At 48.7% G+C, this 23,258-nt stretch carries 25 protein-coding genes; 1 reads left to right on the top strand and 24 read right to left on the bottom strand.

Translation table 11 applies throughout. The annotated features are described in order from the left end of the window. Positions 1–105: 105 nt before the first annotated feature. From trmFO to smc, 18 genes are all read right to left on the bottom strand, one after another. Complete coding sequence (gene trmFO, locus KNO90_RS09415) at positions 106–1,416, bottom strand: FADH(2)-oxidizing methylenetetrahydrofolate--tRNA-(uracil(54)-C(5))-methyltransferase TrmFO (protein ID WP_214740077.1); 1,311 nt, start codon at positions 1,414–1,416, stop codon at positions 106–108. Further along, the gene (topA, locus tag KNO90_RS09410) at positions 1,416–3,512 is read right to left on the bottom strand and encodes a type I DNA topoisomerase (RefSeq protein ID WP_214740075.1); all 2,097 of its coding nucleotides are present in this window, start codon (positions 3,510–3,512) and stop codon (positions 1,416–1,418) included. Before topA ends, trmFO begins: the two co-directional genes overlap by 1 nt. Before the next feature lie 65 nt (positions 3,513–3,577). Beyond that, positions 3,578–4,372 carry a DNA-processing protein DprA gene (gene dprA / locus KNO90_RS09405; RefSeq protein ID WP_214740073.1) on the bottom strand — a complete coding sequence of 265 codons (795 nt, stop codon included), beginning with the start codon at positions 4,370–4,372 and terminating at the stop codon, positions 3,578–3,580. A gap of 50 nt (positions 4,373–4,422) precedes the next feature. Continuing rightward, entirely contained in the window at positions 4,423–5,340 is a 918-nt protein-coding gene (gene sucD / locus KNO90_RS09400) for a succinate--CoA ligase subunit alpha (RefSeq protein WP_215113487.1), read from the bottom strand. A 12-nt stretch (positions 5,341–5,352) separates the two neighbouring features. Next, positions 5,353–6,513, bottom strand: a complete 1,161-nt coding sequence (sucC, locus tag KNO90_RS09395; protein WP_214740071.1) for an ADP-forming succinate--CoA ligase subunit beta — start codon at positions 6,511–6,513, stop codon at positions 5,353–5,355. Positions 6,514–6,633: 120 nt separating this feature from the next. After that, entirely contained in the window at positions 6,634–6,894 is a 261-nt protein-coding gene (locus tag KNO90_RS09390) for an EscU/YscU/HrcU family type III secretion system export apparatus switch protein (RefSeq protein WP_214740069.1), read from the bottom strand. After that, a complete protein-coding gene (locus KNO90_RS09385) occupies positions 6,891–7,745 on the bottom strand; it encodes a hypothetical protein (RefSeq protein ID WP_353048489.1) in 855 nt (284 codons plus the stop codon). The genes KNO90_RS09390 and KNO90_RS09385 overlap by 4 nt, the downstream gene beginning before the upstream one ends. A gap of 5 nt (positions 7,746–7,750) precedes the next feature. Then, positions 7,751–8,503 carry a ribonuclease HII gene (locus KNO90_RS09380; protein WP_214740066.1) on the bottom strand — a complete coding sequence of 251 codons (753 nt, stop codon included), beginning with the start codon at positions 8,501–8,503 and terminating at the stop codon, positions 7,751–7,753. 41 nt (positions 8,504–8,544) lie between these two features. Beyond that, on the bottom strand, positions 8,545–9,405 hold the full coding sequence (gene ylqF / locus KNO90_RS09375; protein ID WP_214740065.1) for a ribosome biogenesis GTPase YlqF: 861 nt from the start codon (positions 9,403–9,405) through the stop codon (positions 8,545–8,547). A 12-nt stretch (positions 9,406–9,417) separates the two neighbouring features. Then, on the bottom strand, positions 9,418–9,960 hold the full coding sequence (gene lepB / locus KNO90_RS09370) for a signal peptidase I (RefSeq protein ID WP_214740064.1): 543 nt from the start codon (positions 9,958–9,960) through the stop codon (positions 9,418–9,420). Positions 9,961–10,042: 82 nt separating this feature from the next. Then, complete coding sequence (gene rplS / locus KNO90_RS09365; protein WP_015881369.1) at positions 10,043–10,396, bottom strand: 50S ribosomal protein L19; 354 nt, start codon at positions 10,394–10,396, stop codon at positions 10,043–10,045. A 114-nt stretch (positions 10,397–10,510) separates the two neighbouring features. Continuing rightward, the gene (gene trmD, locus KNO90_RS09360) at positions 10,511–11,227 is read right to left on the bottom strand and encodes a tRNA (guanosine(37)-N1)-methyltransferase TrmD (protein ID WP_214740063.1); all 717 of its coding nucleotides are present in this window, start codon (positions 11,225–11,227) and stop codon (positions 10,511–10,513) included. After that, on the bottom strand, positions 11,217–11,735 hold the full coding sequence (gene rimM / locus KNO90_RS09355) for a ribosome maturation factor RimM (protein ID WP_214740062.1): 519 nt from the start codon (positions 11,733–11,735) through the stop codon (positions 11,217–11,219). The genes trmD and rimM overlap by 11 nt, the downstream gene beginning before the upstream one ends. A gap of 54 nt (positions 11,736–11,789) precedes the next feature. Next, a complete protein-coding gene (rpsP, locus tag KNO90_RS09350; protein WP_015881366.1) occupies positions 11,790–12,065 on the bottom strand; it encodes a 30S ribosomal protein S16 in 276 nt (91 codons plus the stop codon). An 82-nt stretch (positions 12,066–12,147) separates the two neighbouring features. Next, the gene (gene ffh, locus KNO90_RS09345; RefSeq protein ID WP_159562079.1) at positions 12,148–13,488 is read right to left on the bottom strand and encodes a signal recognition particle protein; all 1,341 of its coding nucleotides are present in this window, start codon (positions 13,486–13,488) and stop codon (positions 12,148–12,150) included. Positions 13,489–13,499: 11 nt separating this feature from the next. Next, positions 13,500–13,823, bottom strand: a complete 324-nt coding sequence (locus tag KNO90_RS09340) for a putative DNA-binding protein (RefSeq protein WP_015881364.1) — start codon at positions 13,821–13,823, stop codon at positions 13,500–13,502. 96 nt (positions 13,824–13,919) lie between these two features. Continuing rightward, the gene (ftsY, locus tag KNO90_RS09335; RefSeq protein ID WP_214776822.1) at positions 13,920–14,945 is read right to left on the bottom strand and encodes a signal recognition particle-docking protein FtsY; all 1,026 of its coding nucleotides are present in this window, start codon (positions 14,943–14,945) and stop codon (positions 13,920–13,922) included. Beyond that, positions 14,942–18,499 carry a chromosome segregation protein SMC gene (smc, locus tag KNO90_RS09330; RefSeq protein ID WP_214776820.1) on the bottom strand — a complete coding sequence of 1,186 codons (3,558 nt, stop codon included), beginning with the start codon at positions 18,497–18,499 and terminating at the stop codon, positions 14,942–14,944. The genes ftsY and smc overlap by 4 nt, the downstream gene beginning before the upstream one ends. A 114-nt stretch (positions 18,500–18,613) precedes the next feature. On the opposite strand from smc, the gene KNO90_RS09325 reads away from it, so the two are divergent. Continuing rightward, entirely contained in the window at positions 18,614–18,808 is a 195-nt protein-coding gene (locus tag KNO90_RS09325; RefSeq protein ID WP_034771119.1) for a DUF1128 family protein, read from the top strand. Between the two features lie 40 nt (positions 18,809–18,848). Here the strand turns inward: KNO90_RS09325 and rnc are convergent, their stop codons facing one another. The 6 genes from rnc to fapR all read right to left on the bottom strand — a co-directional run bounded on the left by rnc (position 18,849) and on the right by fapR (position 23,214). After that, positions 18,849–19,565 (bottom strand): ribonuclease III, encoded by a 717-nt coding sequence (gene rnc, locus KNO90_RS09320; RefSeq protein ID WP_214742361.1) that lies wholly within the window; start codon positions 19,563–19,565, stop codon positions 18,849–18,851. 123 nt (positions 19,566–19,688) lie between these two features. Continuing rightward, positions 19,689–19,928: an acyl carrier protein gene (acpP, locus tag KNO90_RS09315; protein WP_214740059.1), complete on the bottom strand. Its 240-nt coding sequence runs from the start codon at positions 19,926–19,928 to the stop codon at positions 19,689–19,691. Between the two features lie 58 nt (positions 19,929–19,986). Further along, positions 19,987–20,727 (bottom strand): 3-oxoacyl-[acyl-carrier-protein] reductase, encoded by a 741-nt coding sequence (gene fabG / locus KNO90_RS09310; RefSeq protein WP_214740058.1) that lies wholly within the window; start codon positions 20,725–20,727, stop codon positions 19,987–19,989. After that, positions 20,720–21,640 (bottom strand): ACP S-malonyltransferase, encoded by a 921-nt coding sequence (gene fabD / locus KNO90_RS09305; RefSeq protein ID WP_214740057.1) that lies wholly within the window; start codon positions 21,638–21,640, stop codon positions 20,720–20,722. The genes fabG and fabD overlap by 8 nt, the downstream gene beginning before the upstream one ends. A gap of 18 nt (positions 21,641–21,658) precedes the next feature. Continuing rightward, positions 21,659–22,648, bottom strand: coding sequence for a phosphate acyltransferase PlsX (plsX, locus tag KNO90_RS09300; protein ID WP_214740056.1), 990 nt, complete (start codon positions 22,646–22,648; stop codon positions 21,659–21,661). After that, entirely contained in the window at positions 22,645–23,214 is a 570-nt protein-coding gene (fapR, locus tag KNO90_RS09295; RefSeq protein WP_214740055.1) for a transcription factor FapR, read from the bottom strand. Before fapR ends, plsX begins: the two co-directional genes overlap by 4 nt. Positions 23,215–23,258: the final 44 nt, after the last annotated feature.

The following is a 23,258-nucleotide window of genomic DNA, read 5'->3' as shown; positions in this document are numbered from 1 at the left end:
ACAATAGATAGTCGTTCAATAATCTGAAAATTTTCAAAGTATGAAACAAATTACACAATTGAAATTTTACTTCAAAACAAAAGAGCCAAAAATTGGCTCTCCTGTTCAAAGATCTTTATATTGTTGAATCGTCTCTAGCGCACGGTTTGCGTAACGCTCATACCGTTCTTGCTTTTTCATCTTTTTCGGAGCATCCTCAAGCGATGGAACTAATCCGAAGTTCGCATTCATTGGCTGGAAGTGCTTCCCGTCTGCCGTTGTAATGTAATGCGCCATCGAACCGAGCATCGTCTCACGCGGTAAGACGACAAGTTCTTCACCTGCAATCATCTTCGCCGCATTGATTCCGGCCAATAAGCCAGATGCCGCAGACTCTACATACCCTTCGACACCTGTCATTTGACCCGCAAAAAAGAGTGTGTCGCGTGTACGTGCCTGATAGGTCGGTTTGAGTAAGCTCGGTGAGTTGATGAACGTGTTACGGTGCATGACACCGTAACGGACGATATCCGCATTCTCAAGTCCAGGAATGAGACGGATGATTCGCTTTTGTTCTCCCCACTTCAAATGTGTTTGGAATCCGACGAGGTTATAAAGCGTCCCTGCTGAGTTGTCCTGACGGAGTTGTACGACAGCGTATGGACGTTTTCCTGTCTTCGGATCTTCTAAACCGACCGGCTTCATCGGTCCGAATAGAAGCGTCTTCTTCCCACGTTCGGCCATGACTTCAAACGGCATGCACCCTTCGAAGTAAATCTCTTTTTCAAACTCTTTAAGCGGAACGACCTCTGCTTTGATCAACTCTTCATAAAAGACGTCGAATTCCTCCTCTGTCATCGGACAGTTCAAGTAAGCGGCTTCACCTTTGTCGTAACGCGATTTTAAATACACTTTGTCACGATCAATCGTATCGCCATCTAAGATCGGTGCCGCAGCGTCATAGAAGTAGAGATAATCTTCTCCAGTGAACGCTTTGAGTGAGGCTGATAGGTCAGGAGATGTCAGTGGTCCAGTCGCCACGATGACGATCCCTTCAGGAATTTCTTTTAATTCTTCAGTATGGACCGTAACGTTCTCATGGTTTTTTAGTTTCTCAGTGATGAAACCTGCAAACTCATGACGGTCAACTGCAAGAGCGCCACCAGCAGGGACACTTGCCGTATCCGCCGCTTTCAAGATGAGTGAATCAAGCGTACGCATTTCTTCTTTCAATACACCTACAGCATTTTGAAGACCGTTCGCACGGAGCGAGTTTGAACAAACAAGCTCGGCGAATTGGTCCGTGTGGTGCGCAGGTGTTTGACGGACTGGTCTCATTTCATACAAATCGACTTGAATGCCGCGCTTAGCGAGTTGCCAAGCCGCTTCGGAGCCGGCCAATCCGGCCCCGATTACAGTTACACGTTGTTGCAACATTAATCCTCCTCTTGCTGATGTACCTCGGTATGGGTACAGTTCGTACATTGATATTTCACGCCGTCTTTAATTTTCTTCTCGACCATTAAACTGTCGCACACTGGACACGGTTTCGCAACCGGCTTGTCCCATGACACGAACTCACATTCAGGATAGTTTGAGCATCCATAGAAGAGACGACCTTTTTTACTACGGCGTTCAACGATTTGTCCGTCTTTACAGTTCGGACACGGGACACCGATCTCCACTTGGACCGGTTTCGTATTCGTACAGTTCGGGAAGTTCGAACATGCCATGAACTTGCCGTATCGTCCCATTTTGATGACCATCGGTGAACCACAAACTTCACAGTCGATTCCGGCAGGTTCATCTTTCACTTCGATTTTCTCGATTTCTTCTTCGGCTCGCTTCAAGCGTTTCTCGAAAGAACGATAAATCGGGGCAACGACTTCTGTCCACTCCACTTCTTTATGCTCAATCGAGTCAAGTAGAGTCTCCATGTCGGCTGTAAACTGGACTGTGATAAAGTCGTTGAAATATTCATCAATCATCTCAATGACAAGTTCCCCGAGTTCAGTCGGTAAGAACTTCTTCTCCTCCAAGACGACGTAACCACGACGCTGAATCGTGTCGAGGGTCGGTGCGTACGTCGATGGACGACCAATCCCGAGTTCTTCCATTGCTCGAACGAGTCGCGCTTCCGTATAACGTGGTGGCGGTTGAGTGAAATGTTGTTTCGGTTCGATTGCTTCAAAGCTCACTGTGTCATCTACTTCTAGAGGTGGCAAGAGCCCCTCCTTCTCTTGATTCGTATCTTCGATGTCATCATCTTTCGACTCGATATATACTTTCATGAAACCAGGGAATTTGACTGTCGAACCGTTCGCACGGAAAATCATCCCGTTCGATTCAACATCGATTTTGACGGTGTCGAGCACGGCTGGCGCCATTTGGCTCGCAATCAACCGCTCCCAAATCAATTTATAAAGTCGCAACTGGTCGCGAGACAGGTAAGGTTTTAAAGAAGCCGGGTCACGGAGTGCAGATGTCGGACGAATCGCTTCGTGCGCATCTTGTGCATTGGCCGCTTTCTTTTCCTTTTGTTTTTGCAAAGCGACATACTCTTCACCGAACGTTGATTCGATGTAGTCTTTCGCCTCTGCCTTCGCCAAATCTGAAATCCGTGTCGAGTCCGTACGCATATACGTGATCAGACCGACCGTTCCTTCTTTCTTACCAAGGTCGATTCCTTCATATAATTGTTGGGCGAGCATCATCGTCTTCTTCGCACGGAAATTTAATTTACGTGCCGCATCCTGTTGTAACGAACTAGTTGTGAACGGTAACGAAGCGTTCCGCTTTCGTTCTTTCTTCGTCACATCAATGACTTTAAACGTATCATCGATGGTATCGAGGACGGATTGCGCGTCTTCTTCAGACTTCAATTCCATCTTCTTCCCATCTTTTCCGTAAAATGAGGTCTCGAATGATTCCCCATCATGATTCAAATCAAGCTTGATTGTCCAATACTCTTCCGGGTCGAACGCATTGATTTCACGTTCACGGTCGATGATCATTTTCACAGCAACCGATTGAACTCGCCCTGCGGACAATCCTTTTTTGACTTTCTTCCATAATAAAGGGCTCATCCCGTACCCGACGAGACGGTCTAGGATTCGACGAGCCTGTTGTGCATCGACGAGGTCGTGATTGATTTTACGCGGGTGTTTAAACGATTCTTTAATCGCATCTTTCGTGATTTCGTTAAAGACGACGCGACATTCTGTCGTTTCGTCGACACCGAGTGCGCGTGCCAAATGCCAGGCAATCGCTTCCCCTTCTCTGTCGGGGTCGGCCGCGAGAAAGATTTTTGTGGCTTTTTTCGCCGCTGTTTTCAATTCTTTTAATACCGGTCCCTTACCACGGATGGTAATATACTTTGGTTCAAAGTCATGTTCGACGTCGACACCAAGTTGACTTTTCGGCAAGTCAATCACGTGTCCCATCGATGCTTTAACCATATAATTTGGACCTAAATAACGTTTTATTGTTTTTGCTTTCGCAGGTGACTCGACGATCACCAAATATTTTGCCATACATCTGCTCCCCTTTTAGAGGTCATTTAAATCCCTACCATAATATTCATGTTCTCACCGGTTTGTCAACGTACAATCTTGAGATCTCGAATAATTTGATCGGAATTCGTCAGTGGAATCGCACCTTCTTCAATCAATCGGTTCGGTCCTTCAGCAAGTGGATCGAGTGGCGAACCTGGTACGGCAAACACTGTCTTTCCTTGCTCTAGAGCGTGTCCGACCGTATTCATCGTTCCGCTTTTTCGCCTCGCCTGGATGACGACGAGCGTATCACCAAGACCACTCACTAATCGATTCCTTTCCAAAAATTGAAATTTTTGAATGGGTGTGTTTGGCGCATACTCACTCAAAAGAATTCCTTGCTCAGGAATCCGTAAAAGCATCTGTTGATTCGCTTTCGGATAAAGGTTGTTCAGTCCTGCACCAAGTACGGCCACTGTCGGACGTTTTTTGCTTAGTGCACAATCATGAACGAGCCCATCAATCCCAAGGGCCCCACCTGAAACAGATACAGTTTCTTCTATTAAAGAGTGATAGTGACTCACCAACAATTGACTAATTCGATTCAACTCACGACTTCCGACCATCGCAGTCGTTCTTTCTTGTAGTACCTCTAAATCTCCCTCGTAAAACAAGCAGTACGGTGGATTCGGAATTTCTAACAGTCGTTTCGGGAATAACTCATCCTCCCATGTGACGAACTGTCTGTACGTTTCTGATGCATAAAGAGCCGTTTCAGCCCGTTTCCAAACGTGTGGAGTAAATTGTGTGCGATGCGTTTCAAGTGTCCCGTTTAAATAATGATGCACAAATTCAACTGGAATTCTTTCAGCGGCAAACCGAGCTATTGTTTGATTCATCACAAACTCTCCTTTAAAAAAATGAGGGATGCAAGCATCCCTCAAGATTCTTATGTCGTCGGTTGACCCGTGACACACGCTTCGTATAACCCTTCATTTTTCAAGACACGAATCAATGTTTCCCCGATGACCGCTGGTGTTTCAGCGACTTCGATTCCATTCGCGTTCAATGTCTTGATTTTCTCAGCAGCCGTACCTTTACCACCTGAGATGATGGCGCCAGCATGTCCCATACGTTTGCCTTCAGGAGCCGTCTGACCACCGATGAAGCCGATGACCGGTTTCGTCATGTTCGCTTTCACCCATTCAGCTGCTTCTTCTTCAGCCGTTCCACCGATTTCACCGATCATGATGACCGCTTTCGTGTCCTCATCCTCGTTGAATGCTTTAAGCGTATCGATGAAGTTCGTTCCGTTGACCGGGTCTCCCCCGATTCCTACAGCTGTCGACTGACCGATTCCCGCAGTCGTTAACTGATGAACTGCCTCATACGTGAGCGTCCCTGAACGTGATACGATTCCGACATGCCCTTTCGTATGAATGTAACCTGGCATGATTCCAAGTTTTGCTTCTCCTGGCGTAATGATACCAGGGCAGTTTGGTCCGATCAAACGAGCCGATTTGTCTTCGAGATACCGTTTGACTTGAATCATGTCCACAACCGGAATTCCTTCTGTGATACAGATGATGAGTTCGATTCCGCTATCCGCCGCTTCCATGATTGAGTCCGCTGCGAATGCTGGTGGTACGTAAATGATCGATGCGTTGGCACCTGTCGCTTCAACCGCTTCAGAAACAGTGTTGAAAACTGGCACGTTGTCGAGGACTGTCGTTCCACCTTTACCAGGTGTGACACCTCCGACTAATTTCGTGTTATATGCGAGCATTTGTTCACCGTGGAACAAACCTTGCTTCCCTGTAATCCCTTGAATGATGACTTTCGTATCTTTATTCGCCCAAATACTCATGTCGTTTCCCCCTTATCGAACAAGTGCTGCGATTTTTTCTGCACCGTCAGCCATCGAGCTAGCAGTTGTAATCGCAAGTCCAGATTCATCGAGAATGCGCTTCCCAGCATCAACGTTCGTTCCTTCTAAGCGAACGACGAGTGGCAAGTCGAGTCCGATTTCTTTCGTCGCTGCGACAATCCCCTCTGCGATGATGTCACACTTCATGATTCCACCGAAGATGTTAACGAAGATTCCTTTGACCTGGTCGTCTGACAAGATCAATTTGAATGCTTCTGTTACTTTTTCTTTTGTCGCACCGCCACCTACGTCGAGGAAGTTAGCGGGTTCTGCGCCATAATGTTTAATGATATCCATCGTTGCCATCGCAAGACCAGCACCGTTGACGAGACAACCGATGTTTCCGTCAAGCGCGATGTAGCTAAGGTCATGTTTCGACGCTTCCACTTCACGTGGGTCCTCTTCCGTCGTGTCACGAAGCGCAAGGATATCAGAGTGACGATAAAGCGCATTGCTATCAAAGTTTAACTTCGCATCAAGTGCAATCACGTTTCCGTCCTTCGTCGTAACGAGCGGGTTGATTTCCGCAATTGTGCAGTCTGTTTCAACGTACACTTTGTACAACTTCATGACCATGTCACTGAACTTGTTGACGAGTTTCGTCGGAACTTCCATCTTGAATGCGAGACGACGAGCCTGGAATGGACGTAAGCCCACAACCGGGTCGACGATTTCTTTATGAATTTTCTCTGGTGAATGTTCAGCGACTTCCTCGATGTCCATACCACCCTCAGATGAACCCATGATGACAATTCGGCCGATCGAACGGTCAAGCACAAGTCCTAAGTAAAATTCTTGGTCAATCGCAGAACCTTCTTCGATATAGAGACGCTGGACAACTTTTCCTTCCGGACCTGTTTGGTGTGTCACGAGCGTTTTCCCGAGAATTTCAGAAGCGTATTGCTTCACTTCTTCGTCTGTCTTCGCAAGTTTAACGCCACCGGCTTTACCGCGGCCACCTGCGTGGATTTGAGCTTTAACAACTTTCACTTCACCGTCAAGCTTCGCAGCAGCTGCCACAGCTTCTTCAACAGTAAAGGCCGGATAACCCGTCGGAACGGCTACCCCAAACTCTCTTAACAATTCTTTCGCCTGATACTCATGGATATTCATATGTTTTCCCCCTTAGTCCCCTTTAATATCGGCACGTCTATTGTAACGAAAAACTGAAAGCGCTGTCTATCGTTCTTGCTTTAAGTTTTCATCTTTTTTTCACATATATCCCTAGACAAATCAAATTTTACCCTGTTCCATCTGATAAAGAAACACAAAAAGTTCAGCAATCACTTGATATACGTCCTCTGGAATCTGCTCTTCAATGTTCAACGCCGACAGTAATGAGAGGAGCGCTGGGTCTTCATGAACCGGCACTCCATTCGCGAGCGCCACTTCAAGCATACGCTCAGCGACAATCCCAGACCCTTTCGCCACGACATGTGGCGCATCCATCGACTGCTCATACGAGAGGGCGATCGCTTTCTTTTGATCTTTCATATTTGAAGATCCACCTTTCCTAGCGGCGCAAATGTCTCAGGAATGTGCTCACGTTTGACTTCATATGAGAAAGAAGATAATTCGAACGCCACCTGTTTCAACCCCTCTTTCAACATCGGTTCATATGTACGGACATATGGACTCAAGTCGTGCTGTTCATTAAACACCCTTACAGACACATATCGTTTTTGAATCAACACGTCGATTCCAGTCTCCCCAAATCGTGGGGTTTCGAGAAATAGCACGAGTCGTGCGTGATCGGAGTCCATCATTTCTCGCTTTGGCGCTTCTAATCGAAGTTGAACTTGTTCAAACGGACCTAATTGCGGTATGTGAAATGATTGAACCGCAAAAGGTGGACTCTGCGCCGCATTGAACGCTTCTTGCGCGCGCACAAACTGTTCAAACTTCGGTTCTCCTTTTGCCTTGAACAACTCTCCGACGAGCGTCTTCATGTCTTGCCCTGCTCCGCTCTCTAACATCGTCTTTCCTGCCGTTTTCACGGATTCCGGTGTAGGGATCGGATCACGCATAAATCGCGTGAGTTGCTCTCCGAGTGCTTGTAGTGGCGATTTTGCCGTCATGAGTGATTCCGTCGCTTGTGTGACCACTTTTAGCACGAGTTTCGGCTCGACGTCTGTGACGACTAACTTGTACGTGACGTTCTCTTTCACGTTCGCGTTGACACCGACCCGGAAGATTCCCTGTGGCAATTGCATGACCGCTTCGTTACCCGGTAAGAGCTGCAACACTTTGCCGACGACCGTGTTCCCTAATAATAACGGGCGTGATGTTTGTTCTGTCACTTTGAATGGCATGACGCCCTGATGATCGATACGCAACGCAATCACTCCTTTCACATATGCTTGATGGGGGCAAATGAACGTCGATGGATCGGGGTTACCCCGAGGCGTCTCAACCCATCCAAATGAGCCTCTGTCCCATATCCTGCATTTTTCGCAAATCCGTATCCAGGATACGTCAGGTCATACGCCTCCATCATCCGGTCACGGACGACTTTCGCGACGACACTCGCAGCGGCAATCGACACACTGAGCGTGTCCCCTTTAATGAGCGACTGCTGAGGGGTGTCGAGCTCGAGGTTCATGGCGTCAATCAATAAAGCGTCCACTTCCCCAACTTGACGGATGGCCTCCATCATCGCAAGCTTCGTCGACTCATATATATTGATGTCATCAATCGTTGCCGGTTCGACGATGCCGACACCGACCACGGCGACTTCGATAATCTGATCGTATGCCTCGTCCCTCGCTGACTTTGTCATCTTTTTTGAATCATTCAATCCCGCGATATAAAAATCTTCCGGTAACAGGACCGCCGCCGCAACGACGGGACCAGCGAGCGGACCTCGTCCGACCTCGTCCACGCCGACGACCCGAGTATACCCTTTATGCTTCCACTCACGCTCATAGATCATCCGTCGTTCGAAATCCTCACGTAACGCTTGTTCCCGTTCGAATTGACGCTCTTTTTGTCGAATCAATGTCTGAACGCCCGCACGTGGGTCTTGTGACAACGTCGACTTCAATTGGTTCCACTCTTCATATCGGATTTGTTGAAGTTGTTGTTTAATCTGTTGAATCGTCACGATTTTCCTCCTATTCAAAAAAGCCCTGTTTTCACAGAGCTTCACGCCATTTCATGGTCAGCCGGTGTCTCAAGGGAGATCCGTCCAATCTTTTCATGACGTAGTTCATTCAAAAGTAGTTCGCTCGCCTTTTCAAAATCGACGTATCCGCCACTGATCAACCCACGTTTTTTACCAATCATCTCAAGGAGTTCTACCGCATCTTCCGGTAACGTTTCGAGTTTGAACCGTTCCTTCAGTTGCTCAGGATATCTCGCCTGGAGCTCACGAACCGTAAACAAGGCGATGTCATCCAAGTTAAGAATTTCATCTTTGATGGCGCCGGTTGCAGCTAAACGATATCCGACTTGCTGGTCTTCGAACTTCGGCCAAAGAATCCCTGGGGTATCCAAGAGTTCCATTTCGCCGCCTTTCATCTTGATCCACTGCTGACGTTTCGTCACACCAGGACGATCGCCTGTGATGGCGATGTTCCGCCCCGCAAGACGGTTGATGAGCGTCGATTTCCCAACGTTCGGGATTCCGATGATGAGCGCACGGATCGGTCCTGGATTGCGACCTTTCTCACGCATGCGATCATGTTTTTCTTTCATCAACTTTTGTGCACCTGTGATGAGCTGTTTCAAGCCTTTGCTATGCTTCGCATCGACTGCGACGACCTCGACCTCTTCTTGCTTCAACGCGCGTAACCACGCGTCCGTCACAACGGGGTCGGCCATATCTGCTTTGTTCAGGACGATGAGGCGGGGTTTTCCCGCCGTAATCTCATCGACCATCGGGTTACGGCTCGATTGTGGCACGCGTGCATCCACGAGCTCGATGACGACGTCAATCAATTTTAATTTTTCAGTAACTTGTCTTCTTGCTTTGGCCATGTGGCCAGGAAACCATTGAATTGCCAAAAAAGCACCACCTTAATCTTCTACCGTGCCTACATCATCGAGCGGCCAGAAGATGAAGTTTGTCTTACCGACAATCTCCTCTTTCGACACAAATCCGATTTCACGGCTGTCTTTCGAGTTTTGACGATTGTCACCCATGACGAAATACGAATCTTCTGGAACGACCGACTCACCCGTCACTTGTTCGAGTGTAAAGTTCTCCGTCAATGGGAACCCGTTCATCTGGGCACGGAACTCATCCAAATACGGTTCTTCCACCGCTTCGCCGTTAATATAAAGCATATCATCTCGATATTCGAGCGTGTCTCCAGGAATAGCGATGACACGTTTAATATAGTCTTTTGATTCTGTCGCATGGAACACGACGATATCGCCTCGGTCTAGCTCTCCAACATAGTTCGAAATTTTACTGACGATCATTCGATCCGCATTGTGGAGTGTCGGCATCATCGACTCTCCTTCTACGATGACGGGAACGAAGATGAACGTCCGGATGACGAACGCGATGACAAGCGCGACAACGATGGCTTTGAGCCAACTAAACACTTCTTTCAACTTCACTCACTCCTCTATCCATTTGAACTTATTGTACTAGAAAAAAAGAAGCTTGTCGCAAGCGACAAGCTTAATTCCCATCTTAACGACGGATTTCTTTAATACGTGCTGCTTTACCGCGAAGGTTACGGAGGTAGTAAAGTTTCGCACGGCGAACTTTACCGTAGCGTACGACTTCGATTTGCGCAACGCGTGGTGAGTGAAGCGGGAATGCACGCTCAACACCTACGCCGTAAGAAATCTTACGGACTGTGAATGTTTCGCTGATGCCGCCACCTTTACGCTTGATTACTACGCCTTCGAAGATCTGGATACGCTCACGCGTTCCCTCTACAACTTTAACGTGGACACGTACTGTGTCACCAGGACGGAAAGCAGGTACGTCCGATTTGAATTGTTCTTCTGTGATTTCACGGAACAGTTTTTGTGTGTTCATGAATCATATCTCCTTTTTCTTCAATGTTCATATCTTCATATGCCCAAGCATCCAACAGCGGAACATCGGTAATCGATGGGTTTAACCCACATGCTCAAACATAGCATATATTTCTCAATCGCGCAATGATTGTAGAAACTTTTTGTCAGCATCCGTCAACTCGGTATGTTCAAGTAAATCGGGACGTCGTCGATACGTGCGCTCGAGCGATTGTTCGCGTCGCCACGCCTCGATGCGGGCATGATTTCCCGACAACAGGACGTCCGGTACGGTCAGACCACGAAAATCTGCCGGTCGCGTATAGTGCGGGTATTCTAAAAGTCCGGTCGAGAACGAGTCATCCTCATGGCTCGCCTGATCGCCGAGGACGTCGGGAATAAGTCTAACGGTCGCATCGATCATGACCATCGTCGCTAGTTCTCCACCAGTCAAGACGAAGTCCCCGATCGACACCTCATCCGTCGCCAGTTCATCATGGATGCGCTGGTCGAACCCTTCATAATGTCCACAAAGAAAGACTAGATGGTCCTCTTTCGCCCATTCTTCGGCCATTCGTTGATTGAACGGTTTTCCGGTCGGGGTCGTCAGGATGACGCGCGGGCTCTTCGCCTCAAGGGAATCGAACGCATCGAAAATCGGCTGAGGGGTGAGTAGCATGCCCGCGCCCCCGCCGTACGGATAATCGTCGACCTTATGATGCTTGTTCGTTGAAAAGTCCCGGAAGTTGAGGAACGACATCTCCACTTGCCCGAGCGTCTTCGCTCGACCGACGATGGAGTGATCGAGCGCATGAAACATCTCGGGGAACAACGTCAATACATCAATCTTCATCGTCAATCATTCCAGGGATTGGCGTGATGACGACACGTTTCGCATCGACATCGATCTCTTGGACGACCGATTCGATATAAGGGATGAGCGCATCCGACTTGCCTGGTCGTTTGATGACCCAGACGTCGTTCGCTCCGTTCGTTTCAAAGATGTCGTCGACGACACCGATGACTTCCCCGTCCACGACAGCCTCACAGCCGATGATTTCATGATAATAAAATTCGTGTTCGTCCAAATCGTGGACGTGTTCGGCGTGAACGTATAGTTTATGCCCTTTATATTTTTCAATGAGATTGATATTGTCAAATCCCTTGAACGTGACGAGGTGAAACTGCTTATGCGGACGATACGTCGTGATCGTCATTTCCTGTTTCGTTCCGTCGACATCAAGGAATAACGTGTTTCCTTTTTTAAATCGTTCTTCTGGAAAGTCTGTCGCCGCCAAGATCTTCACTTCCCCTTTAAGGCCGTGCGTATTGGCGATTTTCCCAACGTATAACCAATCCATCTTTTTTCCCTCCTCAACAAAATAGGCCGACCTCAGAAAAGGTCGGCCACATCATTACTTCGCGTTTTTCGCGTTGTGGAATTTCTCCATGATCCCTGCTTTAGAGAACAAGTTACGTACTGTGTCAGATGGCTTCGCGCCGTCTGCCAACCATTTAAGAGCGAGTTCTTCGTTGATGCGAACTTCTGCTTCTGGTTTTGCAACCGGGTTGTAGTGACCAACTTGCTCGATGAAGCGACCATCACGTGGTGAACGTGAGTCTGCTACAACGATACGGTAGAAAGGTGATTTTTTTGCGCCCATGCGCTTAAGACGAATTTTAACTGCCATGGTAATATACCTCCATCATGTGTTTAAGAATTGACAACTTTTATAGTATACAGCTTTTTCGTTCGACTGACAAAAGTTTTTGTTAGAAGAATGGAAGACCGAGGCCCTTTTTCTTCCCTTTCATTTGTCCTGACATTTGTTTCATCATCTTCTTCATGTCATCGAACTGTTTGATGAGACGGTTCACTTCTTGAATCGAGCGACCGCTCCCCTTTGCGATCCGCTTCCGACGACTCGCATTGAGCACTTCCGGATTGGCGCGCTCATGTTTCGTCATCGAGCGAATGATCGCCTCGACGTGATCGAGTTGCTTCTCGTCGATTTGGACGTTCTTCAACCCTTTCATCTTACCTGCACCAGGTAACATCGAAAGTAATTCATCAATTGGTCCCATGTTTTTCACTTGGGCCAACTGTTCAATGAAATCATCGAACGTGAATGACGCGTCACGAATTTTGCTTTCAAGCTCCTTCGCTGCGTCTTGGTCCATCTGTGTCTCGGCTTTTTCAATGAGCGAGAGCACGTCCCCCATCCCAAGGATCCGTGACGCCATGCGTTCCGGGTGGAATGGTTCGAGGGCATCCAACTTTTCTCCGAGACCGACGAATTTAATCGGCGCTCCCGTGACTGCCTTAATCGAAAGGGCTGCCCCGCCTCGTGTATCTCCGTCGAGCTTTGTCAGCACGACCCCGGTGATTCCGAGTTTCTCATTGAAACTGTCGGCCACATTGACCGCATCTTGACCTGTCATCGAATCGACGACGAGGAAGATTTCATTTGGTTTGGCAATCGTCTTCACATTTTCGAGCTCGCCCATAAGCGTCTCATCGATATGAAGGCGACCGGCCGTATCGATCAACACGAAATCGTGATGATTTGTTTTTGCGTACTCGAGTGCTTTCGTCACAATCTCTTCCGGTTTCACTTGATCGCCAAGCGAGAAGACCGGTAAATCGAGTTGTTTCCCGAGTGTCTCGAGCTGCTTGATTGCCGCCGGACGGTAAATATCCGCTGCGACGAGAAGTGGACTGCGGTTATGCTTTTTACGAATCAAGTTCGCTAGCTTCCCGGTCGTCGTCGTTTTCCCTGCCCCCTGCAGACCGACCATCATGACGACTGTCGGTGGTTTCTGACTGAATGAGATCGGGACGACATCGCTTCCCATCAAGTTTGACAACTCTTCGTGAACGATTTTGACGACTTGTTGACCTGGCGTCAATGATTTCATGACATCCTGACCAACGGCGCGTTCCTTCACGTCATTGACGAATTGCTTGACGACTTTAAAGTTGACGTCGGCTTCGAGGAGGGCGAGGCGAACCTCACGCATCATCTCTTTGACATCTGCCTCCGAGATTTTCCCTTTACCGCGCATTTTTGAAAGTGTCGATTGCAATCGTTCTGATAATCCTTCAAATGCCATGCTTCAGCCCCCTACTCTAAATTCTCAAGCGCAGAAATCGTGGCACTCACGTCATCCGTGAGCTCGACTTGACGTTTGAGGGTCTGAAGAAGTTGCTGGCGCTGTTCGAACTTTTCGAATAGGGCAAGCTTTTCCTCGTACTGTTCAAGCATCGTTTCTGTACGCTTTATGTTATCGTAGACCGCTTGACGGCTGACTTCAAACTCTTCCGCAATCTCTCCGAGCGAGTAGTCATCTAGGTAATAAAGAGACATATAGTTGCGCTGTTTCGGTGTGAGGAGCGCTTGATAGAAATCGATGAGATAGTTCATGCGATTCGTTTTTTCGAGCGTCAAACCTTTCACCTCCACATGTTAAGTGAAATCCCTTTACAACTACCTATAGTACAGCCGTGCCTATTACTTGTCAAGTTTTTTTCTTAACAGTAAAACTTAGGCGAGGTCCTCGTTTGTGTCCTCTTTTTCTGTCAAAGCTTCCTCGTTCTTGTCCTCGAAAACATCCCCGAACAATCCAAGAACGAACTGTTCTGGATCAAACTCCTGCAAATCGTCAATCTTCTCTCCAAGACCGACATATTTGACAGGGATATCGAGCTCGTTTCGAATCGCTAAGACGATTCCGCCTTTGGCCGTCCCATCGAGTTTCGTCAAGACGATCCCGCTCACGTTCGTTGCTTCTTTGAACGCCTTCGCTTGAACCATGGCGTTTTGACCGGTCGTCGCGTCTAATGCGAGCAAGACTTCGTGCGGTCCGTTCGGCACTTCGCGCTCAATGACTCGTTTTACTTTTTCAAGTTCTTTCATTAAATTAACCTTATTTTGAAGACGTCCCGCCGTATCACAAATCAAGACGTCCATATTGCGTGACTTCGCTGCTTGAACGGCGTCAAAGACAACGGCAGCCGGGTCAGACCCTTCCGTTTGACGAATGACGGGCACACCGACACGTTCTCCCCATACTTGGAGTTGCTCGATGGCGCCAGCACGGAACGTATCGCCTGCCGCAAGCATGACGGAACGTCCTTCTGACTTCAATTGATGCGCCAGTTTGCCGATCGTCGTCGTCTTCCCGACACCGTTGACACCGACAAACAAGATGACGGTGAGTCCGTCCTGCATATTGAGTTCACGGTCTGATTCATCCTCTTGAAGGCGTTTTGCTACGACTTCAACGAGGGCGTCACGAACCGCGACCGGGTCTTTGAGATTGCGGCGCTTCACTTCTTCCTTCAAATCTTCGACGAGGTCCATCGTTGTCGTGACCCCGACGTCCGCTTGAATGAGTAAATCTTCGAGTTCATCGAAGAAGTCTTCATCCACCTCGCGGAAACGATAGACGAGGTCGTTGACGGCACTTGCAAAGCCGTCACGCGTCTTCGTCAACCCCTCGGTAAACTTCTGTGACACCTCTTGGGTAGATGTCGTCAACTTCTCTTTTAATTTCTTGAAAAAACTCAACGTGATTCCTCCATCTCTTCATCCATTTCAACGACACGTTTTGCTTCAGACAGTTCGACCGATAATACTTCGGATACCCCGTTCTGTTGCATCGTGACGCCATATAATGTGTCCGCCGCTTCCATCGTCCCTTTCCGGTGCGTGATGATGACGAACTGCGTATCGATCGACAACGTTCGAATGTATTCTCCGAAACGATGCACGTTCGCCTCATCAAGGGCCGCCTCGACCTCATCGAGGACACAGAACGGTACCGGACGTGTCTTCAAAATCGCAAACAATAATGCGATGGCCGTCAGCGCACGCTCCCCACCAGACAAGAGGCTGAGCGTCTGTAACTTTTTACCCGGTGGTTTGGCGACGATTTCGATTCCTGTATTCAATAAATCGGATTCATCAACTAATTTCAAATCCGCCTCTCCGCCACCGAAGAGTTCGGTGAACGTCTGCTTGAAGTGCGCCCGTACACTCGTATACGTCTCTTTGAAGAGACGCGTCACTTCACGGTCCATCTCCGAGATGATCTCATATAAATCTTCTTTTGCGCTGACGAGGTCATCCCGTTGCTCGGACAGGAACGTAAAGCGTTCGTGGACACTATCAAACTCTTCAATCGCATTCATGTTGACCGGTCCGATCTCTTCAATTTGGCGAACGAGCAACTTGAACTCTTCTTTTGCCTCTTCTAGTGGAATTTCAAGTGCCGGAAGTAGCTCTGCGACGAGTCCGTTCTCTTCTAACGCATCGAGCTTCCATTGCCGTTTCAGTTCGAACTCTTGTTTCGCCGTCTCCAGTTTTCTGACGACGGTTTCCGCCTGACGCCGTGCTTCCGTCGCTTGGTCGACTCGCTGACGCATGATTCGGTACGCTTCTTCATTCGCCTTGAGCGTTGCCGTCACTTTTTGAAGCCGTTCTTGAATTTCTGTGAATTCTAGTTTGGCAGTAGCGAGCGTCGCTTCGAGCTCGGCAGATGACACGACTTCTCCACTATCGAGGCGCGTGAGTTCACGCTCCATCTGATCGGTACGTTCCTGCAGACGATTTTGTTCCGTCGTCATGCGCTCCAATTCGTTTCGGACCCGCTCTTCTTCGAGCGTGTGACGCTGAAGATCGAGCTCGTTTTGACGAAGGCGTGCTTCCAATTGTCCCGTACTCTCAGCGCTTTTCGCCTGCTCTGCCCGAAGTGATTCGAGGCGAGAGCGAATGTCTGCTTGTGCACCGTCCGTTTCAGCCAATTCAACCGTCAATCGCTCCAATTCGGCAGTCGATGTCTCAATTGTCCGCTCGTAGCGCATCATTTCATGGTCGAACAGCTCTAGTTGTGACTTGGCATCAAGTGAGGCACGTTCGGCCGTACGATAAGTAGCCTCGACCTCTCGAAGCGATTCTTCCACGGTACGTTTCTCATCACGAAGCGCTGATAATTCTTGAGTGATTGCATTCAACGCTTCCGTATATTCTTGAAGACGCTGTTTTTGCTCATGTAGCATCGCGAGACCTTGGGTAAGACCTTCTTTCAAGTCATCCAATTCACGTGATTGCGTGAACAAGGCCACGCCTTGCTTGCGGCTACCACCCGTCATCGAACCACCGACGTTGACGATATCCCCTTCTAGCGTGACGACACGGAAACGATATCCCGTCGATTGGGCGATGCGGTTCGCGACTTCAAGAGTCTCAGCAACGAGCACTGAACCGAGCAACGATTTTTTCAACGTCTCGTACGATTCATCCGTTTCGACAAGTTCCGATGCCACTCCGACAAACCCGTTCATCGCTTCAAGTCGATCCAACACATCACTCGGCACGAATCTCGGTTTGATCGTCGTCATCGGCAAGAACGTCGCCCGACCTGCGTTGGCTTTTCGTAATTTGTCAATCTCACGACGCCCCACTGACTCATCTTGTACGACCACATGTTGCTGTGTCTGACCAAGTGCCGTTTCAATCGCCGCCTCATAAGAAGGGCGGACACGGATCAATTCAGCGACGGCACCAAGGACACCTGGCGAACGGTCTTTTAGGACGAATTTGACCGCATGGAAATAGCCCTCATACGATTGCTTCATTCGTTCGAGCATCTCGATTCGGTCTTCCGTCTTTTGGCGACGCCGTTCAAGGTCATAATAAGATGATTCGGCTCGAGACCGTTTCTCGCGGATTGCCGTCTCTTGGTCGCGAAGTTCCGATTCTTTTTTACTCAGTCGTTCGAAACGACTCCGCACTGTTTCATACTGTTCTTGGGCCGCCAAGAGAGTCGCTTCTTGAGAGGAACGATCATCGAGGCGATGTTTGTTCTCACGAAGAAGACGTTCTTTCGACTCGACGGCAATATCGATATCCCGTTGTTCTCGTTTTTGTTGGTTACCGATTGTCGCTTTCGTTGTCGCAAGTTCGAACGCCTCGCTTTGTAACGCTTCGATTTCAGCGTTGAAATCACGAGAGGCGGATGTCAACTGTTGCTGTAGCGCTTCTCTTGCCTCGGTCGTTTGTCGCAACGTGCTTACTTTTTGGTCAAGCTCTTCACGAACGACCTTCAAGCGCGCTTCAAGTTCGGTCATTTCCACACGTACTTCTTCACGTTGACGGACGAGGCGGTCTTTCATCTCGGCACCATGTTCTTCTTGTGCTTTTGCGAGCTTGATATCACCCGTCAAGCGCTCGACGTACGTCGAGTGCTCCCTTTCGTTTTGGTTGAGCTCTGTCAATTCTTCACGCAACTGAGCAAGCGTCGCTTCGAGGTCGCTACGTTCATCGGTGAGGTCACGTACCGAACGGTCACAGTCAGATAACTGTTGAACAGATTCCACGTGACGTGCCGACACTAGTTCAATCTCTTGTTGAAGCAATCGAATCTCAGCACCCATGATTCCCGTTTCGAGTTCATCGTGTCGTGCTTTCGCCACTTTATACTCCCGAGCGAGCGCTGCCTGTTCACGGAGCGGTTCAACGCGATCCGCTAACTCAAATAAAATGTCATCGACGCGAGACAAGTTCAATTCGGTGTCTTGCAATTTCCGTTCAGCCTGTTTTTTTCGTTGACGATACTTTAATACGCCGGCTGCCTCTTCAATGACGGCACGACGTTCTTCCGGTTTACCGGATATGACCTGTTCGACCCGCCCTTGCCCGATAATGGCGAACGCATCGCGGGAAAGACCCGTGTCTAAAAACAAGTCAATGACGTCTTTTAAACGACATGGTTTTTTATTCATAAAATAGTCGCTGTCCCCACTTCGGGTCACGCGACGGGTCACACTCACTTCTTCATAAGGGAGACGCAACTGTTCGTCGCGATTATCGAGGACGAGCGTGACCTCGGCGACATTTCGGTGATTCTCTCCTTCACTTCCGGCGAAGATGACATCTTCCATCTTGGCACCGCGAAGTGATTTGGCCGACTGTTCTCCAAGTACCCAGCGAACAGCGTCCGATATATTGGATTTCCCGCTCCCGTTCGGCCCTACAACAGCCGTGACGCCGGGACGGAAATCTAATTCAATTCGCTTGGCAAATGATTTAAAGCCAGCGAGTTCGATTCGTTTTAAGTGCATCGTGACCATCCTATCCGCAGTAAGCATTCATCTGTATATTTTACCACAGTTAACAGTTCGTCAAAATGCCAGAATCATGCTATTCTAAAAAGAACTGTAGAAAGGGGAATACAGATGACGAATGAACAGATGATCGAAGCCATTTTGGATAAAATGAACATTATTAACCGCGGAGCGATCAAAGCGGAAGAATATAATGCAGCTGACCCATCAGCGGTAAAAGAAATTTATGAATACGTGATGACACGCTCTTCCCTCTCCATTTCAGAAGTTGACGGAATCGTCGAAGAGCTCGGTCAATTGACATGAAAAAGGAGTGGAACCATCGTGAATGGTCCACTCCTTTTGATTATAAGTCTGCGTAACGACGATTGAAGGCGATGAGTGCTTCTTTCGCCGCCAATTGCTCAGCTTCTTTTTTCGAACGCCCGACCCCTTCGCCGACGATATCATCACTGAGACGAGCGTGCGCGACGAATTCACGACTATGCGCAGGACCTCGTTCTTCGATAATCTCATATGATACCGGTCCGAGCCCTTCTCGCTGAACACTTTCCTGCAACTGGCTCTTAAAATCAGTTTGTTCTTCAAATACGCCCGCTAAGACTTTCGGAAAAACCGCTTCGGCGAGGAACCGTTCGACTGATTCGATTCCCTGGTCTAAATAAAGAGCCCCGATATAAGATTCGAATACATCGGCAAGTAAAGCCGGACGTTTTCTCCCACCGGTCAACTCTTCACCTTTCCCAAGCAAGATGAAATCAGAGAAAGCATAGGCTTCCGCAAAATTTACGAGTGACGGTTCACAAACGATTGCCGCCCGTAATTTTGTTAATTCCCCCTCGGAACGCTCCGGATAAGTCTCATACAAAAAGCGAGATACAGTCAATTCAAGGACAGCATCCCCTAAAAATTCTAAACGTTCATTATCTTTTCGCAATCCACGCTGTTCATTCACATATGAAGAGTGCGTGAACGCCTGCATCAGCAAGTCGTGGTTTGAAAACTGAACGTCCATGCGTTCTTGTAACGATTTAAATAATTCTAAGATGCGTGCCCGTTCCATTTCCTGACGTCGACGACGCTGCGCCGACCCTTGACGGTCAAACCGTCGTTTGTCTTTTGTCATAGTTCCCTCCATGAATAAGCACAAGCCCACCGCCCGGAACCGAGCGGTGGGATAGCTTGATTACACTTTTGTTTCGATGTAAGCTACTACGTCTCCAACAGTCGCGAGCTTTTCAGCATCTTCGTCTTCGATCGTGATGTCGAACTTGTCTTCGAGGTCCATCACCATTTCCATCACTTCAAGTGAATCCGCGCCAAGGTCGTCCTTGAACGATTTGTCTGCAGTGATCTCAGATACATCTTTCCCGAGCTTCTCTGCTACTGCTTCTTTTACGTCTACTAAGATTTGTTCTTTTGTCATGATAAAATCCCTCCAAAGGTAAGTATATTAAATGTCTGTCTGTTGGTAAAGTTCTCTTTTACGCCATTGTCATGCCGCCATCGACGGCAATCGTCTGTCCAGTCACATAAGCGGCCTGTTCCGATGCCAGGAAAGAGACGAGGTTTGCCACATCTTCCACCTGACCGAAACGATTGAACGGAATCTGTCCGAGTGTAGCCTCTCGCTGTGCATCTGTCAAGGCATCCGTCATGTCAGTTTGAATGAACCCTGGACAGACGGCATTGACCGTCACATGACGTCCGGCGAGCTCACGAGCCACCGACTTCGTCAACCCAATCAATCCTGCTTTCGCAGCCGCATAGTTTGCCTGCCCGGCATTACCGGTAATCCCGACAACAGAGGCGATATTGATGATTCGACCTGAGTTTGATTTGAGTAACGGTCTCGTGACGGCTTGAGATGTCAAGAAGGCCCCTTTTAAATTCGTCGATAACACGTCTTCAAAATCCGCCTCTTTCATCCGCATGAGTAACCCGTCACGTGTAATTCCTGCGTTGTTGACGAGGCAATCGACCCGACCGTACGTATCGACCGTTGTCTTGACGAGCGCTTTGACGTCGTCAGCATTTGAAACGTCGGCCTTGACGGCAAGGGCTTCACCACCTGCCTCCACGATGGTCGCGACGACCTCATTTGCCTTTTGTTCACTACCCGAGTAGTTCACGACGACTTTGAAGCCGTCTTCCCCTAAACGTTTCGCGATGGCCGCACCGATTCCTCGGGACGCACCTGTCACGATCGCTACTTGATCACGCACGAACTTCTCCTCCTAACGAGGCGACTTCTTCTAACGTGGTCGCCTTTTGAATCGTAACGTTTGAATCGATTCGTTTGATCAATCCAGAGAGTGGTGATGATGGACCAAATTCGATAAACGTATCGACACCGTCTGCAATCGCTTTACGAACACATTCTTCAAAGCGAACAGACGAATAGAGTTGTTTCGTCAATAACGCTTTTAAGTGTTCAGGGTCACGATGCACAGCCGCGTCTACGTTTGAAATCACGTCGACTGAAGCTTCTGTAAACGGCGATGAGGCGAGGACATCCTGGAAACGAGTCGCTGCCGGCATCATGTATGAACTATGGAACGCTCCAGAGACTTGTAACGGTAACACCCGTTTCGCCCCAGCTGCCTTCAATTCTACACTCGCTTGTTCGACTGCGTCGACATGTCCTGAAATCACGAATTGACCTGGACAATTTAAATTGGCGATTTGAACTAAATCTCCACTCGCACTAATTTTTTCCGTAATGTGGTGTGCCTCTTGAAGATCGGTCATTCCAACGACCGCGGCCATCGTTCCGTCCTTTACTTCAGACATCAACTGACCGCGTTCGCGGACGAGTACGGTCGCCTCTTCTAGATCGATGACACCCGCACTGACGAGCGCGGCATATTCACCCACGCTATGCCCAATGACGACGTCTGGTGTCGCACCGTTCTTCGCATAAGCTTGCGCGAGCAACGAGGCGTGCGCCACGATCGCCGGTTGCGCGACTTCTGTTTCTTGTAAATCTTCCTTCGACCCGGATGACATGACTTCAAGAAGGTCAAATCCGAGTCGACGTCCGATTGCTTGAAGCATTTCAGGATGATTTAAGAAGGTTTGTCCCATTCCGACGGCTTGGGAACCTTGTCCTGGAAACACCCATGCTACTTTCCCCATGTCCTCACCTGCTTTCGCTTAATCTATCGCTTTAGCACGCTTGATTTTCTCCACGACATCGTGGTCTACCATGATTTTTGCCTGCTTCAACGCACTCGCGATGGCAAGTGCGTCGCTTGACCCATGCGCTTTAATGACTGGCGCATTGATCCCAAATAATCCGGCTCCCCCATGTTCACGATAATCAAGCGTTTCTTTCAGTCGTCTTAACTTCGGTTTTAAGATGAGAGCGGCGAGTTTTGATACAAGATTACTCGTGAACTGTTCTTTCATCATCTTCATGAGCATCGCCGAGGAGCCCTCTACACCTTTTAACAGGATATTTCCGGCAAACCCTTCGGTCACGATGACGTCTACGTCTCCTGACATCGCTTCACGCGCTTCGACATTCCCGACAAAGTGGACAGGAGCCGCTTCAAGGAGGGGGAATGCCTCTTTCGTGAGTGCATTTCCTTTTCCGGCTTCCGTTCCGATATTGAGAAGGGCGACTCGAGGTGTTTTGATGCCTCGGACGTGTTCGGCATATAGTGAGCCCATGATGGCATAATCCACAAGATGTTCGGCTTTCGCATCCGGATTCGCTCCGACATCCAGTACGACGACTCCACTCCCTGTATATGTAGGGAACGTCGGAGATAGTGCCGGACGCTCAATTCCCGGGATTCGTCCGATGATGAAAAGTGATGCCGCCATCAGTGCGCCGGTATTCCCAGCAGACACGAGGGCATCCGCTTTTCCTTCTTTAACGAGTTGGGCTGCTTTGACGAGTGAACTGTCTTTCTTACGGCGTACCGCACGAACCGGTTCATCCTCACCCGTGATGATTTCACTGGCTGGAATGACCGTCACACGAGGATCGTCAAGACCATACGAGGCAATCTTCACCTCGTCACCGACTAAAAAGAGTTCCATCGATTCATTCGGAAATTGCTCGATGAATCGCTTGACCCCTTCTACAATCGCCTTCGGTGCGTGGTCGCCACCCATTGCATCAATTGCTAACTTCATGCTTGTTCCTCCTCACTACGTCGGTAAATCGTGAAGTCGCCGTCAAAGACGCACTCCTCGCCGACGTAACTTTCGACTGTGACGTCTGTTCTCCCGTCCCCACGTAGTTTCAGCACACGAGCCTTGGCAACGACTCGCTCTCCAAGATGGACCTGGCGACTGAAGCGAATATCCGCTTTAGTGGTCAACGCCAATTCATCGTTGATGAGCGCCACCGCTAACGAGTTGGCTTGCGCGAACAATACATGTCCACGGGCGATCTCATTGCGGCTAAAGACGTGTTCTTTTTCTATGTCGAGTACAGAGATGGCAGAGTCATCTAGTTTCAAGTCAATCATATCACCGATGACCTCGCTCATTGAAAGCGATTTGACTTCATCGAGATGTTCGGAAGCCACATGTTTGATTCGTTCCCGCACTTCTGGAATTTTTAATTCCATTCGGTCAAGTCGAATTGTTTGGATGCTGACGGAAAACTGTTTTGACAGTTCTTCGTCTTTGATGAACGGGTTGTGTTCAATCGTTTCCTGTAACAAGCGTTGCCGCTCTTTCTTAGGTACCCGCATTCAGTTCCCTCCTAAACTAAGTTACTAAAGAACTTAATACCTGG

The sequence above is a fragment of the Exiguobacterium sp. s63 genome (genome assembly GCF_018617335.1).
Classification (GTDB): domain Bacteria; phylum Bacillota; class Bacilli; order Exiguobacteriales; family Exiguobacteriaceae; genus Exiguobacterium.
Note: the sequence above shows the minus strand (reverse complement) of the source record. Positions and strands in the feature narration are given on the sequence as shown.

What these genes read in the sequence shown, in the direction of transcription:
- trmFO (WP_214740077.1), bottom strand. Translation starts at nt 1,416, where the DNA reads ATGTTGCAACAACGTGTAACTGTAATCGGGGCCGGATTGGCCGGCTCC.
- topA (WP_214740075.1), bottom strand. Translation starts at nt 3,512, where the DNA reads ATGGCAAAATATTTGGTGATCGTCGAGTCACCTGCGAAAGCAAAAACA.
- dprA (WP_214740073.1), bottom strand. Translation starts at nt 4,372, where the DNA reads ATGAATCAAACAATAGCTCGGTTTGCCGCTGAAAGAATTCCAGTTGAA.
- sucD (WP_215113487.1), bottom strand. Translation starts at nt 5,340, where the DNA reads ATGAGTATTTGGGCGAATAAAGATACGAAAGTCATCATTCAAGGGATT.
- sucC (WP_214740071.1), bottom strand. Translation starts at nt 6,513, where the DNA reads ATGAATATCCATGAGTATCAGGCGAAAGAATTGTTAAGAGAGTTTGGG.
- KNO90_RS09390 (WP_214740069.1), bottom strand. Translation starts at nt 6,894, where the DNA reads ATGAAAGATCAAAAGAAAGCGATCGCCCTCTCGTATGAGCAGTCGATG.
- rplS (WP_015881369.1), bottom strand. Translation starts at nt 10,396, where the DNA reads ATGAACACACAAAAACTGTTCCGTGAAATCACAGAAGAACAATTCAAA.
- trmD (WP_214740063.1), bottom strand. Translation starts at nt 11,227, where the DNA reads ATGAAGATTGATGTATTGACGTTGTTCCCCGAGATGTTTCATGCGCTC.
- rimM (WP_214740062.1), bottom strand. Translation starts at nt 11,735, where the DNA reads ATGGATTGGTTATACGTTGGGAAAATCGCCAATACGCACGGCCTTAAA.
- rpsP (WP_015881366.1), bottom strand. Translation starts at nt 12,065, where the DNA reads ATGGCAGTTAAAATTCGTCTTAAGCGCATGGGCGCAAAAAAATCACCT.
- ffh (WP_159562079.1), bottom strand. Translation starts at nt 13,488, where the DNA reads ATGGCATTTGAAGGATTATCAGAACGATTGCAATCGACACTTTCAAAA.
- smc (WP_214776820.1), bottom strand. Translation starts at nt 18,499, where the DNA reads ATGCACTTAAAACGAATCGAACTCGCTGGCTTTAAATCATTTGCCAAG.
- KNO90_RS09325 (WP_034771119.1), top strand. Translation starts at nt 18,614, where the DNA reads ATGACGAATGAACAGATGATCGAAGCCATTTTGGATAAAATGAACATT.
- rnc (WP_214742361.1), bottom strand. Translation starts at nt 19,565, where the DNA reads ATGGAACGGGCACGCATCTTAGAATTATTTAAATCGTTACAAGAACGC.
- acpP (WP_214740059.1), bottom strand. Translation starts at nt 19,928, where the DNA reads ATGACAAAAGAACAAATCTTAGTAGACGTAAAAGAAGCAGTAGCAGAG.
- fabD (WP_214740057.1), bottom strand. Translation starts at nt 21,640, where the DNA reads ATGGGGAAAGTAGCATGGGTGTTTCCAGGACAAGGTTCCCAAGCCGTC.
- plsX (WP_214740056.1), bottom strand. Translation starts at nt 22,648, where the DNA reads ATGAAGTTAGCAATTGATGCAATGGGTGGCGACCACGCACCGAAGGCG.
- fapR (WP_214740055.1), bottom strand. Translation starts at nt 23,214, where the DNA reads ATGCGGGTACCTAAGAAAGAGCGGCAACGCTTGTTACAGGAAACGATT.